The 14521-nt window shown below is 70.2% G+C and carries 15 protein-coding genes; 5 read left to right on the forward strand and 10 right to left on the reverse strand.

From position 1 onward, the window contains the following. Positions 1-4: 4 nt before the first annotated feature. Positions 5-412: an SRPBCC domain-containing protein gene (locus WA670_RS26775; protein ID WP_078870303.1), complete on the reverse strand. Its 408-nt coding sequence runs from the start codon at positions 410-412 to the stop codon at positions 5-7. A 53-nt stretch (positions 413-465) separates the two neighbouring features. On the opposite strand from WA670_RS26775, the gene WA670_RS26780 reads away from it, so the two are divergent. After that, positions 466-1080: a uridine kinase gene (locus WA670_RS26780; RefSeq protein WP_336159217.1), complete on the forward strand. Its 615-nt coding sequence runs from the start codon at positions 466-468 to the stop codon at positions 1078-1080. A 7-nt stretch (positions 1081-1087) separates the two neighbouring features. On the opposite strand, the gene WA670_RS26785 is transcribed toward WA670_RS26780, so the two are convergent. The 5 genes from WA670_RS26785 to WA670_RS26805 all read right to left on the reverse strand — a co-directional run bounded on the left by WA670_RS26785 (position 1088) and on the right by WA670_RS26805 (position 6948). Continuing rightward, positions 1088-2245, reverse strand: coding sequence for a glycosyltransferase family 4 protein (locus WA670_RS26785; RefSeq protein ID WP_336159218.1), 1158 nt, complete (start codon positions 2243-2245; stop codon positions 1088-1090). Positions 2246-2312: 67 nt separating this feature from the next. After that, positions 2313-2963: an alpha/beta hydrolase gene (locus WA670_RS26790; RefSeq protein WP_336159219.1), complete on the reverse strand. Its 651-nt coding sequence runs from the start codon at positions 2961-2963 to the stop codon at positions 2313-2315. A 91-nt stretch (positions 2964-3054) separates the two neighbouring features. Beyond that, positions 3055-4116: a C40 family peptidase gene (locus WA670_RS26795; protein ID WP_238607705.1), complete on the reverse strand. Its 1062-nt coding sequence runs from the start codon at positions 4114-4116 to the stop codon at positions 3055-3057. 429 nt (positions 4117-4545) lie between these two features. After that, a complete protein-coding gene (locus tag WA670_RS26800; RefSeq protein ID WP_037358162.1) occupies positions 4546-4767 on the reverse strand; it encodes a hypothetical protein in 222 nt (73 codons plus the stop codon). A gap of 783 nt (positions 4768-5550) precedes the next feature. Beyond that, positions 5551-6948: an NYN domain-containing protein gene (locus WA670_RS26805; RefSeq protein ID WP_037809553.1), complete on the reverse strand. Its 1398-nt coding sequence runs from the start codon at positions 6946-6948 to the stop codon at positions 5551-5553. A gap of 120 nt (positions 6949-7068) precedes the next feature. Between WA670_RS26805 and WA670_RS26810 the strand changes: the two genes are divergently transcribed. From WA670_RS26810 to WA670_RS26825, 4 genes are all read left to right on the forward strand, one after another. Beyond that, a complete protein-coding gene (locus tag WA670_RS26810; RefSeq protein ID WP_238607706.1) occupies positions 7069-8787 on the forward strand; it encodes a DEDD exonuclease domain-containing protein in 1719 nt (572 codons plus the stop codon). A gap of 82 nt (positions 8788-8869) precedes the next feature. Next, on the forward strand, positions 8870-9154 hold the full coding sequence (locus WA670_RS26815; RefSeq protein WP_009074830.1) for an Lrp/AsnC family transcriptional regulator: 285 nt from the start codon (positions 8870-8872) through the stop codon (positions 9152-9154). A 33-nt stretch (positions 9155-9187) separates the two neighbouring features. Then, positions 9188-9640 carry a GNAT family N-acetyltransferase gene (locus tag WA670_RS26820; RefSeq protein WP_037809549.1) on the forward strand — a complete coding sequence of 151 codons (453 nt, stop codon included), beginning with the start codon at positions 9188-9190 and terminating at the stop codon, positions 9638-9640. A gap of 29 nt (positions 9641-9669) precedes the next feature. Beyond that, positions 9670-10122: a GNAT family N-acetyltransferase gene (locus tag WA670_RS26825; RefSeq protein WP_037809548.1), complete on the forward strand. Its 453-nt coding sequence runs from the start codon at positions 9670-9672 to the stop codon at positions 10120-10122. 58 nt (positions 10123-10180) lie between these two features. Here WA670_RS26825 and qcrB read toward each other — a convergent pair whose 3' ends face one another. The 4 genes from qcrB to ctaE are packed head-to-tail and all read right to left on the reverse strand — an operon-like array spanning position 10181 to position 14484. Continuing rightward, positions 10181-11839: a cytochrome bc1 complex cytochrome b subunit gene (gene qcrB, locus WA670_RS26830; RefSeq protein ID WP_037809547.1), complete on the reverse strand. Its 1659-nt coding sequence runs from the start codon at positions 11837-11839 to the stop codon at positions 10181-10183. After that, on the reverse strand, positions 11836-12987 hold the full coding sequence (gene qcrA, locus WA670_RS26835) for a cytochrome bc1 complex Rieske iron-sulfur subunit (RefSeq protein WP_037809545.1): 1152 nt from the start codon (positions 12985-12987) through the stop codon (positions 11836-11838). The genes qcrB and qcrA overlap by 4 nt, the downstream gene beginning before the upstream one ends. Next, positions 12984-13802 carry a cytochrome bc1 complex diheme cytochrome c subunit gene (gene qcrC / locus WA670_RS26840; RefSeq protein WP_037809539.1) on the reverse strand — a complete coding sequence of 273 codons (819 nt, stop codon included), beginning with the start codon at positions 13800-13802 and terminating at the stop codon, positions 12984-12986. The genes qcrA and qcrC overlap by 4 nt, the downstream gene beginning before the upstream one ends. A gap of 55 nt (positions 13803-13857) precedes the next feature. Beyond that, the gene (gene ctaE / locus WA670_RS26845) at positions 13858-14484 is read right to left on the reverse strand and encodes an aa3-type cytochrome oxidase subunit III (protein WP_009074819.1); all 627 of its coding nucleotides are present in this window, start codon (positions 14482-14484) and stop codon (positions 13858-13860) included. Positions 14485-14521: the final 37 nt, after the last annotated feature.

Genomic DNA, 14521 nt, shown 5'->3' on the forward strand with positions numbered 1-14521 from the left:
TCGGTCAGCGTTCGGCCAATGCCGCCTCGACGCGCTCGACCACTTGTTTCCAATATGCCCGCTGCTCGGCCTTTTCCGCCACGTCCGCGAGCTGTTCCTGGCGGATCTTCAGCGTGCTGCGCTTGCCGAGATCCGCGACCTCGAGCTCCAGCAAGGAATCGTGGTCCCAGTCCGTCGGACGCCACGTGAGCCGCAGCCGGTCGTCGGAATAGCTGCGGATTTCGCCGGTCGTGCCGTGTTCGGTCTCGTAGCCCGCCCCGCGTTCGCGCGGCAGGTCGACGCCGGGGCCGAGCCAGATCTCCACCCCGTCCCCCACCAGGAACTCCCACACCCGGCTGCCCGGGTACGGCATCGTGCGGGAAACGGCTGTCTCCCAACCACTCCGCCCGGTCTTGCCCTCCTCGTTGGCCATGCCGCCATCATGGCATCGGGGACCGACGGAAACCGGTGCGGGATCATGCGATCGTGCGCTACCGCCCCATCTCCCCCGACGCCCTCGCCGCCGAGCTGACCGAGCGCGTCGACGCGCTCACCCACCGCAGGCGAATCGCCGTCGCCGTCGACGGAGCGGCCGGAACCGGCCCGCTCGCGGAGGCGTTGACCGACCCGCTGAAGCTGCTCGGCCGGGCCGCGCTGCACGTGCCCGCCCGCGGTTTTTTGCGACCAGCGTCACTCCGTTTCGAGCACGGGAAACAGAATCCGGACGCGCGGTATACCGATTGGCTCGATTTAGGCGGTCTGCGCCGGGAAGTCCTGGACCCGCTCGCCGACGACGGAAGCGGCGAAGTTCTGCCCGCGCTGTGGGACGCCGAACGCGACCGGGCGACCAGATTGCCGCGCGTCCCGGTCCCGGACCGAGGCGTCGTCCTGGTCGACGGAGAGTTCTTGCTGGGCGCGGGATTGGCGTTCGATTTCGTGGTGCATTTGTGGCTTTCGCCGGGTGCGCTGCGCCGCCGCGTGTCCGACGAATGGGCGCTGCCCGCCTACGAACGCTACGAAAACGAAGTCGACCCCACCGCCCTCGCGGACGTCGTGGTCCGCATGGACGACCCGCGCCATCCGGCTATCTACGAACCCTGAGCCCGGGTCAGCGCACCGCCGCCACCGGATCGCCGTCCAGGAGCGTCGAGAGGCGCTGCGCCATCGTGTCCCAGCGCCAGCTCTCGCCGACCCACGAACGGCCCGCCTCGCCCATCCTGCGGGCGCGGACCGGGTCGGACAGGAGGGCCGCGAGGGTCTCCGCGAGCTGGCCCGGGTCGCGGCCGTCGACCACGTGCCCGGTCACCTCGTCCAGCACCGCCTCCGGCGCCCCGCCGGACGTGCCCGCGACCACCGGCAGCCCGGTCGCGGACGCCTCCAGGTAGACGATGCCGAGCCCTTCCACGTCGAGCCCCTTGCCGCGCGTGCGGGCGGGCATCGCGAAGACGTCGCCCGCGTTGTAATGCGCGGGCAGTTCCTCCCACGGCACCGAGCCGGTGAAGACCACGTCGTCGGCCACCCCCAGCGCGGCAGCCAGCTGGTTGAGCCGCTTGCGATACGGCCCGCCCCCGACGAGCAGCAAGGCCGCGCCAGGCACGCGCTCCCGGATCGCGGGCAGCGCGGAGATCAGCATGTCCTGGCCCTTGCGCGGAACCAGCCGCGAAACGCACACGACGGTCGGCCGATCGCCAAGCCCGTGCCGAGCCCGGATTTCCTCGCGACCAGCCGGGTCCGGCGCGAAAACCGTGGTGTCGACACCGCTCGGCAGCATTTCGAGCCCAGCATGCCGCCCGAACGCGGCGGCGAACCGGTTGCGCGTGTACTTGCTGACGTACGTGACGACGTCCACCGTCTCGCCGATGCGCCGCAGCGCTTGCCGGGAGCCAGGAAGCATCGACCAGCCGACTTCATGCCCATGCGTGGACGCGACGATCCGGCGCGCACCGGCCTGCCGCAACGGATGCCCGAGCAGCGCGAGCGGAGCGGCCGCACCGAACCAGACGGCCTCGCAGTCGCGGGCGCGCATGATCTGCTTCGCACGCCGCAGGACGTCGGGGGTGGGCAGCATCAACGACGTCGGATGGCGTACCACTTCGAACGGCGCGGCCGCGTCGAACTCGACGTGCGAGCCGCTGCTGCGCTCCCAGGAGGGCGCGTAAACGACGAGGTCGTCCGCGGGCAGCCGGGTGGCCAGCGAATTGAGGTAATTCTGGATACCCCCGGGGCGCGGCGGGAAGTCGTTCGTCACGAGCAGGGTCCTCAGCACCCCCGCAGGCTACCGACGAGCGATTCCGCGGGCCCGTCGCGGTGAAGCGGGAGTCCGCCCGGCTTCTTCAGCTCGCGAACGCCCACGCGACCATCAGCGGGAACTCTTCCCGCCAGAACCGATCCCCGTGCGATCCGGCCCGCTCGGTCAAGACGACGTCGGCCCCGGCAGCGCGAAGCGCGTCCGCCCACCGGATCGCGTTCTGCAGGAAGAACGGTTCTTGCGTACCGGCGACGAGGTACGTGCTCGGAAGCGAGCCCGGCAGGTCAGCGGGCGGTCGGTAGCCCCCTCCGGGCGAGGCGCACAAGACCGTGCCGTAGACGTCCGGATGCCGAAGTCCCATCGCCAGCGCCAGCTCTCCGCCCGCCGAGACGCCGCATACCGCAGTGCGCTCGGCGGACAACGCGACTCCGAACCGCGATCGCACCCACCGGCCGAGATCCGCGCAGAAGAATCTCTCGTGCGCCGCAAATCGCCCCGGATCGAAGCCCGGCGAGTACTCGTGGAGCCGCGAGGTCTCGTCGGCCAGGCGATGGGCTCCGACGATCATCGTCGGCGGCACCTCGGCGGCCTCGAGGTCGCTGCCCCACTGCGAGATCAGCTCGCCGTCGCCGGCGAACACGACCGCCTCGGGCCGATCCGCCGGGACGTAGACCGTGACCTGGCGGCCGCCGTCGTACGCGAAGGTCTCGGTCACCAACTCGCCCGCGAACGACATCGTCTGCTCCTCCGGTCAAGTGCCCCCGTGAACGACACCGGGGCGGCGCCGCGCAATGCGGCACCGCCCCGGTGGGAGCGAGAGCGTCCGGTCAGGCGACCCGGCGGGCGCCCACGTACTGGCTCTGCAGCGGCGAGATCTTGACGACGTCGCCGGTGGTCGGCGCGTGCACCATCATCCCGTTGCCGATGTACATGCCCACGTGCGAGACCGGCGTGTAGTAGAACACCAGGTCGCCGGGCTGCAGCTGGCTGCGCGGGACCGGCGTGCCGGTCTGGCTCTGCTGCTGGCTCGAGCGCGGCAGCGAGATGCCGGCCTGCCGGTAGGCCCACTGCATGAGGCCCGAGCAGTCGTACGAGCTCGGTCCGGTGGCGCCCCACTCGTAGGGCTTGCCCCGCTGGCTCAGCGCGGCCTGGACGGCAGCCGCCGCGGCCGGGCCCGCGTTCGCGAGGTCCACCGAGATGTCGCCGCCGGTGTCCTTCTGCGCGTTGCGGTCGGCCGCGCTCAGCGCCGACGAGGTCTTCTTCAGCTCGGCGACCTGGTCGTCGAGCGACTTCTTCTTGGCCGTGATGTCCTCGGTCAGCTTCGCCGCCGCGTCGCGCGCCGCGGTGGCCCGCTGTGCGGCGTCGGCGGCCAGCTTCTCGGCGGACTTGGCCTGGTCGACCGCGCCCTGGAGCTTCTCCAGCGCGACAGCCTTCTGCGAGGCGATCTGGTCCAGCGCCGACGAACGGTCGAGGAACTCCTGCGTCGACGTGCCCGCCAGCAGCGCGGACAGCTTGTTCATCTGCACGCCGGACAGGAACGACGCGTTCGCGAACTTGTCGACGTCGACCTTGTACTTCTTCTCGTTCTCGGCGGCCTGCGCGGAGAGGTTGTGGGCGTTGCCCACGTCCGCGTTGGCCTTGTCGAGGTCGCCCTGGCGGGCAGTGAGGTCGTCCTTGGCTTTCAGGAGGTCCTCGTTCGCCTTCTCCGCCTGCGCCGCGAGGTCGCGGTACTTGGTGAGAGCGTCCGAACCGGAGTCCGGCGGGGCCTGGAGGACGGGGAGGGGGGAAGCGGCTGCGGTGCCCGCTGGCTGCGCCACGGCGACGACTGCGATCACCGAGGCGGCCGCGAGGGCGCCTGACACCACGCGCTTGACTGGATGCGACTGCACGGCCGCGCGGGTCTCCTTTGCTCGTCGGGCCGCCGTGGCCGGAACCCCGGCGCGGAAGAGGTCGGGGGCCCTCTTCGCGCACGCTGTCCGTCCGCGTTCCGGCCGTCGTGTGTCACAACAGCTTTTCCCGCGCACGGTGATTGGTTCCGGTCCTGACTCCCCGACAAAGCCGAACCGGCGGCGATCCCGCGTCGCCGTCGTCCGACAGCTGACTGGCGCGAGATCTCGGCCAGGTTACGAAAAGACCGTCGGCGCGTCCACCGGGCCCCCCGTAAAAACTCTCCGTAGTCCGGCGAAACACCATCGGACCAGCAAGGCAGCTACACGTGACTTAAGTCACACGCTCTGGCAGCACAAACGACCCCTTCGACTACTTACCGTTCACCGCACCGAGGCGACCGCTCGGCGAGCCAGTGTCACCCACTGGTGTCACGCCGACCTACTGTCGGTCTCCGGAACCAGGCGCAGCCGCGGCACCATCCCCGCCTCGGCGAGCGCGTCGACAGCCCGCCGCTCGTCCGCGTCCCAGACGAGGCCGACCGGCGGCCCGAGCAGCACGCTGACCACGCAATCGGCACACGCCGCCCCGCGCACCGCACACCGGTCGCAGTCGACGACGAACGTGTCGATGTCCTCGACCGCGACGTCCACCGCGCCGGCCGGACGCCGCTCTTCCTGGCGGGAGGCAACGGGTTTCGCCCGCTTCGCGCTTCGTGCCGCGCCCGGGTGCTGTCGCGCTGAGCGCCGTGGGCTGACGGGTTCCGCGCACTCGCTTTCGCCGGACGAAGCCGCGGCAGCAGCGCTTTCGCCGGAACCCGACGAAACGCCGCTTTCCCGGCGCGCCTCCAGATCCCGGTCCCGCGCTTGGCCCGTGGCCGGACTCACCCCAGTGGCAAGACTCACCGCCGGACCCTCCCCGCCCGGGTGACCACCTCGATCCGGCGGGCGGGACCGTTCAGCCGCCTCGCCATGCCGATGGTGTGGCGGCCGGGAGTGGTCAGCCTCCCCGCCAACCCCGTGACCCGGCAGCCGGGACCGCTCAGCAGCCACGACAGCCCCACGACCAAGCGGCCGGGACCGTTCAACCGCTCCGTCAGCCTGATGGTCCGGCGGCCGAGAGCCCTCAGCCCCAACGTCCGGCGGCCGCGACCGCTCAGCAGCCCCATGATCCAACGGCCGAGAGCGCTCAAGAGCCCCGCCACCAACCCCGGCGTTCCGATCCCCCGGCCCCGCCGCGAACCGAACTCCCCCGCTAACCCCAGCCGACTCCGCCGCACGCATGCCGGAACCGACTCCGAACCGCTCCTGCTTGTTCTCGCCCATTGCCGGGCCTCCGTTCGTCCGCGAGGCCCCGGACCGGTTCCGGGAATCGCCTCGGGAACAAACGGTAGGAAGCACCACCGACAATTTCCGGAGCCGCGAGGGCGGCCAGGATCAGACACGACCCAATCGGCTGACGAGAACCGCCGACGCCACCGGGTGCGCGCCGCCCGCGCGGACCGAGTCCGCGACCGCCCGGTCGGATGTCGCGACGACCATCGGACGGCCCTTCGGCTCGGCCGCGACCAGCGACCGGATCACGTCGTCGGCAAGCACGCCACGCTCGGAAAACAGCACCCGCACCCCGCGCGGCACCGCGGCGGGCACCGACAGCACGCCGGCCCCGTCGAACACCACCGTGACCTCCGCCGACGTGCGCGCCGCCAGTGCCGAGAGCTGATGCACCAGCCGGTCTCGCTGATCGGCCAGCGCCAGTTCCGGGTAACCCGTTTTGGTGACGTTGTAGCCGTCCACGATGAGATGGACGTTCGGCAACGCCAGATGCCGGTCGAGCGCCGTGACGTCCTGGATCCGCCCGCCCGGGCCGAGTCCGGACCGCGCGCCGCTCACCATGTCGGCAGGGCGCGCGCCGCGGTCGCCCAAAGCCAGTTCGCGGCGCAGGCCGTGCACCGCGCCGTCGATCGTGTCCACCAGCAATGCCAGCCGGACCTCGTCGGCCTCCCTGGCTTCGCGCGCCGACTGGCGGGCCATCTCCGCGTCCGCGACCGCCCGTTCGGCGCGAGTGCGTTCCGCGGCGACCCGGCGACGTTCCCGGTCGAGTTGCACGTTCAGCATCTCGATCTCGCGTTCCCGCGTCGCGCCCCCGTCGGCCAGTTCGGCGCGCGCCGCCTCGGCCGCGTCCTTGGCCTGCCGCAGCAGCACGCCCTGCTCGCGCAGCCGGCGCAGCAGCTTCTCGACCTCGGCCTCGCGTTCGCCGCGCGCGCTCTCGACCGCTCCGCGCGCCTCTTCCAACTCGGCGCGCAGCTCGGCGATTTCGACTTCCAGCCGCTGGTTCCGGGCCAGCGCCGCGTCCCGCTCAGCGCGCAGCGCGGTTTCCTCGGCGTTCTTCGCGACCAGCCGCACGCGTCCGGCCGCGCCGGATTCGCCGAGCAGCACGGCGGCGGCAGCGGCCGAGACGGAGTCCGAAACGTTCGGGTCCAGCGCGTCGGTCCGGTGCTCGCGCAGCCATTCCAGGACCGCGGTCCGGAACTGCGCCGAATCCCCTAACGCCGTGAGCAGCGCGGTGCCGCCAAGCTTCGCGCGCTTGGCGGGGGCGAATTTCGCGACCGGCCGCAGCTGCCGCGGCACGTCGGCGACCGGCAGTTTCGCGACCGCGGCCGCGGCCAGTTCGGCGATCCGCTCGCGCACCGCCTCCGGCAGGCTCGTCCACGTCGCCGGTTCCGGACACGTCCCCGGTTCGGCGGCCTCGGCGTCCTCTCCCGCCCGCGCCGGAACCGCCGAGGGGCCGACGGCCTCCGCGGCTTCTTCCGGTTCGACGGGCTGAGGGTGCATTGGTCCAGGGTAGGCCCCGCCGCCGGATCCCGCGCCGCACCGGCCCGTTCCGCTGGTCACCATCGGGCCACGGGCGGCGCGCGCGAAGATTGTCGGTGGTCGGCCCTACTGTGCGCGATCATGGAGACCCGACCGAGGCCGGACCAGGCTCAGCTGGCGTTCGACGAGCTCGGCACCCCGCTGCGGGACACCACGTTCGTCGTGTTCGACCTCGAGACCACCGGCACCAAACCGGGGCCGGACGGGATCACCGAGATCGGCGCGGTCAAGGTCCGCGCCGGCCAGGTGCTGGGCGAGTTCGCGACGCTGGTCAACCCGGGCACGCCGATTCCGCCGCAGATCGTCGAGCTGACCGGGATCACGCAGGCGATGGTCTACGACGCGCCGCGGATCGAACGCGTGCTGCCCGCGTTCCTGGAGTTCATCGCGGGCACCGTGCTGGTCGCGCACAACTCCGGCTTCGACACCAGCTTCATGAAGGCCGCTTGCGAAGGACACGGCTACGTCTGGCCGCGTCCCACCGTCGTCTGCACGGTGAAGCTGGCGCGCCGCGTCATCCCGAGAGAAGAAGCGCGCAGCTACCGGTTGTCGTCGCTGTCCATGCTGCTCGGCGCGCGCACCCGGCCGACGCACCGCGCGCTCGACGACGCCCGCGCCACCACCGACGTCCTGCACGCGTTGCTGGAGCGCGTCGGCAACCTCGGCGTGCACACCGTCGAGGAGCTGATCGACTACCTCCCAGACGTCACGCCAGCCCAGCGGCGCAAGCGAAACCTCGCTGCCGACCTCCCGTCGCGGCCCGGCGTGTACCTCTTCAAGGGTCCGCGCGACGAAGTCCTGTACGTAGGCACCGCGCGCGACCTGAGACGGCGCGTGCGCACGTATTTCACCGGTTCCGAGAGCCGGGGCCGGATCCGGGAAATGGTCGCGCTGGCGGAGCGGGTGGACGCCATCGAGTGCGCGCATTCCCTCGAAGCCGAGATCCGCGAACTGCGGCTGATCGCCGCGCACCGGCCCGCCTACAACCGGCGTTCGAAAAACCCGCACCACGGCTGGTGGATCAGCCTCACCGACGAGGCTTTCCCGCGGCTTTCCGTGGTCCGTCTGCCGCGCGCGGGCACGCTCGGGCCGTTCCGCAGCCAAGCCGACGCGCGCACGGCCGCCGAGACTCTCGCCGACGCTTCCGGGTTGCGCACCTGCACCCAACGCATCTCCGCCACCGCCGCGTCCGGCACACCGTGTGTCCTGGCGGAACTCGGCCGTTGCGGAGCCCCGTGCGCGGGCAGACAGACCGTCGCCGACTACTCCCCCGCTGTCGAAGCTGCTCGCGGGCTCATCGCCGGTCATGACGGCCGTCCCCTGCACCTGGCGGCGGCGCGGCTGGAGGAGATGGCCGAGCGAAGGCATTACGAACAGGCCGCGCGCCACCGCGACGAACTGGCCGGGCTGGTCCGCGCCGTCGGCCGCGCGCACCGGCAGGCCGCGCTCGCGTCGGTCGCGGAACTCATCGCGGCGGCCCCGGACGGCAATGGCGGCTGGGAACTGTCCGTCATCCGCTACGGCAGGCTCGCCTCCGCGGGAGTCGCCCGCCGTGGGGTGCCGCCGATGCCGGTGGTCGAATCCCTCGTCGCCGCCGGGGAAACCGTGCTGCCCGGCGACGGTCCGCTGCGTGGTGCTCCCGGCGAGGAGGTCGGGATCCTGCTGCGCTGGCTCGCCCGGCCGGGGACCCGGCTCGTCCGCACCACCCGGCCGTGGGCCGAGCCCGCCGCTGTCGCCGGATGGCAATCCTGGCTCGCCCGGGTCGCCGACGCCCGGTCACTCGAACACGTCGCGGGCTGAGAAGCCCCGCCGCACCATGCGCGGGCGTGTTCCCGGCTACGATCGCGCACGTCGGTTACCGCCAGGAAGTGGGAGGAACGCTGTGATCACGGCGATCGTGCTGATCAACGTAGAGGCCGAGGAAATCCCGCAGGCCGCGCAGGCGATCGCGGACCTCGACCAGGTGTCCGAGGTCTACTCGTGCGCCGGGGACGTCGACCTCATCGCCACCGTGCGCGTGCAGGCCCACGAAGACCTCGCCGACCTGATCCCCGGCCGCATCGGCAAGGTCCGCGGCGTCCTCGACACCGTCACCCACATCGCGTTCCGCTCCTACTCCCGCGCCGACACCGACTCCGCGTTCGAGATCGGCGTCGAAGGAGCCTGAGAATTGTCGTACCCCCGGGCTAACGTCCGGGGCATGACAACACTGCGGCTGGCCGAGGTCACCACCGACAACGTGGGCGCGGCCTGCGATCTGTCGGTGGCGCCGCACCAGGAGCGCTACGTGGCCCCGGTCGCCCGTTCGCTGGCAGAGGCCTACACCCAGCCGGGCGTCGCGTGGCCGAGGCTGGTCTACGCCGGCGACGATCTCGTCGGCTTCGTCATGGCCGCCTTCGATCCGGGCTGTCCGATCGACTACTTCCGCTGCGGCATCTGGCGGCTGAACATCTCGGCCGAGCACCAGAAAAAGGGCTACGGGAAGTTCGCCGTCGAAGCGGTACTGGCCGAAGCGCGTCGCCGCGGACAAGAATCGGCGACAGTGCTGTGGGTGCCCGGCGAGCACAGTCCGGAGCCGTTTTATCTGCGGCTGGGATTCCAGCCCACCGGCCAGCAGCACGAGGGCGAGGTCGTGGCCCGCATCCAGCTCTGAACCCCGGCGGCAGCGCTACCGTAATTCGCATGACGACCCCGAGACTGGTCGAAGTCACGGTCGACAACGTGGAAGACGCCTGCGATCTCAAAGTGGCGAAGCATCAACGCGACTACGTCGCTCCGGTCGCCTGCTCGCTCGCCGAAGCCTATGTCCAGCACGAAATCGCCTGGCCGAGGCTGATCTACGCCGGGAAGAAACTCGTCGGCTTCGTCATGGCCGCGTTCGACCCGGACAACCCGACCGACTACTACCGCCACTACCTGTGGCGGCTGAACATCGCCGCCAAACACCAGAAAAAGGGCTACGGACGGTTCGCCGTCGAGGCGGTGCTGGCCGAAGCGCGCCGCCGCGACGCCGAATTCGTCACGGTCAGCTGGATGCCGGGCAAGCACAGCCCCGGCCCCTTCTACCAGCAGCTGGGCTTCCGGCCGACCGGCGAAATGGACGACGACGAGATCGTCGCCCGCATCCAGCTCTGAAACACGAGAAGGCCCCTCCCTCTCGATGAGGAAGGGGCCTTCCGGCGTTCTGCGGGACTCAGTGCCCGGAACCGACCTCGGTCGACTCCTCGGTGCCCTCGCGCTTCCCGTGTCCGTTCCCGTGGCCGTTGCCGCGAGCGCGCTCGAGCGCCTTCGACTCCTCCGCCGGGTCCGGCGTCCAGATCGAACCCGGGACAGCGGTGCCCGCGGTGCCGAGCTTGTTCATCTTCTTCGGCACCGCCGCGCCCTGGTACTCGAGCGGGATGGCGTGGCCGTGGCTGTCCGTGCCGGCCAGCGGCTGGTGGATCTCGATGAACTCGCCGTGCGGGAGCCGCTTGATGATGCCGGTCTCGACGCCGTGCTCCAGCACTTCCCGGTCGGACCGCTGCAGGCCGAGGCAGATCCGGTAGGTGACGTAGTACGCGATCGGCGGCACGATCAGCACGCCGATGCGCCCGGCCCACGTCGTCGCGTTCAGCGAGATGTCGAACTGGTCGGCGATGATGTCGTTGAAGCCGGACAGTTCGAGCATCGCGAAGAACCCGAGCGCCATCATGCCCAGCGAGGTGCGGACCGGTGCGTCGCGCGGCCGCTGGAGCAGGTTGTGGTGCGCGTTGTCCTTCGTCAGCTTCCGTTCCAGGAACGGATACGTCAGCAGGATCGCGAACAGCACCGGCATCCCGATACCGCCGGCGAAGAACACCGCCGGGACCGTGTAGTTGCCCAGGTAGAGCTCCCACGCGGGCCAGATCCGGAGGATGCCGTCCGCCCAGGCCATGTAGAAGTCCGGCTGGGATCCCGCGGACACCATCGACGGGTTGTACGGCCCGAAGTTCCACACCGGGTTGATCTGGAACAGGCCGGACATCAGCGCCAGCACGCCGACGACCAGGGTGAAGAACGCGCCGCCCTTGAGGGCGAAGTACGGCATGATCCGCACGCCGACGACGTTGGTCTCCTTGCGCCGCACGCCCGGGAACTGCGTGTGCTTCTGGTACCAGACCAGCGCGAGGTGCGCGCCGATCAGGGCCAGCATGATGCCCGGGATCAGCAGGATGTGCAGCGTGTAGAGCCGCGGGATGATCTGGTCGCCGGGGAACTCCCCGCCGAACAGCGCCCAGTGGATCCAGGTGCCGATCACCGGCACCGACAGCACGATGCCGGACAGGGTCGCGCGGATACCGGTGCCGGACAGCAGGTCGTCCGGGAGCGAGTAGCCGAAGAAGCCCTCGAACATGCCCAGGATCAGCAGCAGGCCGCCGATGACCCAGTTCGCTTCACGGGGCTTGCGGAACGCGCCGGTGAAGAAGATCCGGAGCATGTGCACCATCATCGACGCGACGAAGATCAGCGCCGCCCAGTGGTGCAGCTGCCGCACGAACAGGCCGCCGCGCACGTCGAACGAGATGTCCAGCGTGGTGCGGAACGCCTGGGACATTTGCATGCCCTGCATGTTCGTGAAGCTGCCGTGATACGTGACCTCCTGCATGGAGGGGTCGAAGAACAGCGTCAGGTACACCCCGGACAGCAGGATGACGATGAAGCTGTACAGCGCGATCTCGCCCAGCAGGAAGGACCAGTGGGTCGGGAACACCTTGTTCATCTGGTGCCGCAGGCCCTTGGCCAGCTTGTACCGCTGGTCCGCGTTGTCCGCGGCCTCGCCCAGGTGCTTCTGGAGTGCGCTCGTGCCCTTGGTCGGCGTGGTGAGTGAACTCATGACTTACGCTCCCAGAAGGCCGGTCCGATGGCCTCGATGAAATCGCCCTTCGCGATCAAGTATCCCTCTTCGTCAACCGTGATCGGAAGCTGGGCGAGCGGACGGGTCGCCGGGCCGAAGATCGGCTTCGCGTAGTGCAGGGCGTCGAACTGCGACTGGTGGCACGGGCAGAGGATGCGGTTCGTGCGCTGTTCGTACAAGGAGGTCGGGCAGCCGACGTGGCTGCAGATCTTCGTGTACGCGTAGTAGTCGCCGAAGTTGAAGTCCTCCTGGCCCTTGCGCTTGACCACGCGCGCGGCGTCGGTCGGGCGCAGCCGGATGAGCATGACCGGGTTGTCGACCCGCATCAGCGCCTCGGACAGCTTCTTCTCGTCGCCCTTTTCCGACTCGCGGTAGGGGAAGACCGTCTCCATCGCGCCCGCGTCCAGGTCCTCGGCCTTGACCAGCGCGACGCCTTCCTTGACGTCGGCTTCGAGGTTGCCGGTGTTGCGGCGCAGGTAGACCTTCTCGCCGGGGAAGTTCGGCAGCCAGCCGGTGTGCCAGAGGCCGTCCCGGTTGTCGGAGTCCGTCCACGGGCTCTTGATGAAGGACGCGATCGGCAGCGCCGCCACCGCGAGGCCGAGCGCGCCCGCACCCGCGCCCGCGGTGCGCTTGATCAGCGACCGGCGGGCGATGCCGTTGCGGGTCCCGGCGTCGGCGAGGTGGGCCAGGATGGTGGCCCGGTCGACCTCCGCGGACGGGCCGTCGCTGCGCTGCTGCACCGAGACCTCGTGCGGGACGAACTTCTTGGTGTAGAGGATCACGCCGATGCCGAGCGCCAGCACCGCGAGACCGAGCGTGACGCCGAGCGCCGGGGTGTAGAGGCTGTAGGTCGAGTGCCCGCTGGGGTCGCTCGGGTCCTTGTACTCCCACCACTTCGGCCAGGCCATCACGACCACGAACGCCAGGCCGGCGAGCGCCGACAGGGCGAACCAGAACGCGACGAGGCGCTGCGCGCGACGCTCCGCGCGGGTGCCCTCGACCGGCCACGGCTCCGGGTACTCGACGATTTCGACGCCGTCCAGCTGACCGCCGAGCTTGAGCAGCTCGTCGCGGTCCATCTCAGCCAGCTCCGCCTCCGAGGGCGGCTTGGGCCCTTCGGCACTCATGCCTTCGATCCAATCCACAGCGTAATGCCGACGAGCGCGGCGATTCCGACGACGAAGGCGATGACGCCTTCGGAGGCGGGGCCGACCCCGCCGAGACCGTTGCCGCCCGGGTCGTTGTTGCCGTCGGACACCGACTTGACGTAGGCGATGATGTCCTTCTTCTCCTCGGCGCTGAGCTGGCGGTCGGAGAACTTCGGCATGTTCTGCGGCCCGGTGAGCATCGCGTCGTAGATCTGCTCCTCGGTGGCCGGGTCGAGCGGCGGCGCGTACTTGCCCGCCGACAGCGCGCCCCCGCGGCCGGTGAAGTTGTGGCACGAGGCGCAGTTAAGGCGGAACAGCTCGCCGCCGCGCGCCGGGTCGTTGCCGCGCAGCGCCTCGCCGCGCTCCTCCGGACGCTGCGCGCCGCCGCCGTGCGCCTGCACGTAGGCGCCGACCGCGTCGATCTCGCTCGGGGTCAGCTTCGGCGGCTTGCGGGCGATCTGCGCCTCCTGGCGCGCCGCGGGCATCCGGCCGGAGGAAGTCTGGAAGTAGACGGCCGCGTCGCCGATGCCGATGAGGCTCGGACCGCGGTCCTTGACGCCCTCGAGGTTCGCGCCGTGGCACTCGATGCAGGTGTTGTTGTAGACCTGCTCGCCCTGGCGCAGCAGCGCCGGGTCGCCCTGCGCCTGCGCGGTCTGCGGTTCCGGGGCGAACACGGCGTACAGGGCGCCGGCCCCCACCAGGGCGACGCCGAGTGCGAGCACGCCCGCGAGGCGCCTGCGCATCTTCGAGCGCGCGCGGAACCGGCGCTCCGAGGATTTGGTGCTGGTGGTCATCTTGCGGCAACCCTTGCTGTCAGTTCAGGCCGTTTTGTGGTGGGCGGTGCGGAGATCAGGGAAGGATGTAGATCACCGCGAAGAGGCCTACCCACACGATGTCGACGAAGTGCCAGTAGTACGACACGACGATCGCCGAGGTGGCCTGCGCCGGAGTGAACTTGCTGAGCTTCGTGCGGACCAGCAGGAACACGAAGGCGATGAGCCCGCCGATCACGTGCAGGCCGTGGAAACCGGTCGCGAGGTAGAACACCGTGCCGAACGGGCCGGACGGGATCGTGAGCCCTTCCTCGACCAGGTTGTGGTACTCGTTCGCCTGCCCGAACACGAAGATCGCGCCCATGATCAGCGTCACGATGTACCAGCGCCGCAGGCCGTAGACGTCGCCCCGCTCCGCGGCGAACACGCCGAACTGGCAGGTCAGCGACGACAGCACGAGGATCACCGTGAACGGGATCGCGTACGCGACGTTGAGGTGGAACTCCTCGCCGTGCAACGGCGGCGGCCAGGACGCCCCGGCCGGGTTCTGCGCCTTGACGGTGAAGAACATGGCGAACAGTCCGGCGAAGAACATCAGTTCGCTGGACAGCCACACGACGGTGCCGACACTGACCATGTTCGGCCGGTTCAGCGAGTGGACCCGCTGGCTGATGGTGGGAGCTGCCGTTGTCACGGATCGCATTATGTCCTCTCGCGACCGCACCCCGCCCGCCGGGTCT

The sequence above is a fragment of the Amycolatopsis sp. VC5-11 genome (genome assembly GCF_037034185.1).
Taxonomy (GTDB): Bacteria; Actinomycetota; Actinomycetes; order Mycobacteriales; family Pseudonocardiaceae; genus Amycolatopsis; species Amycolatopsis nivea.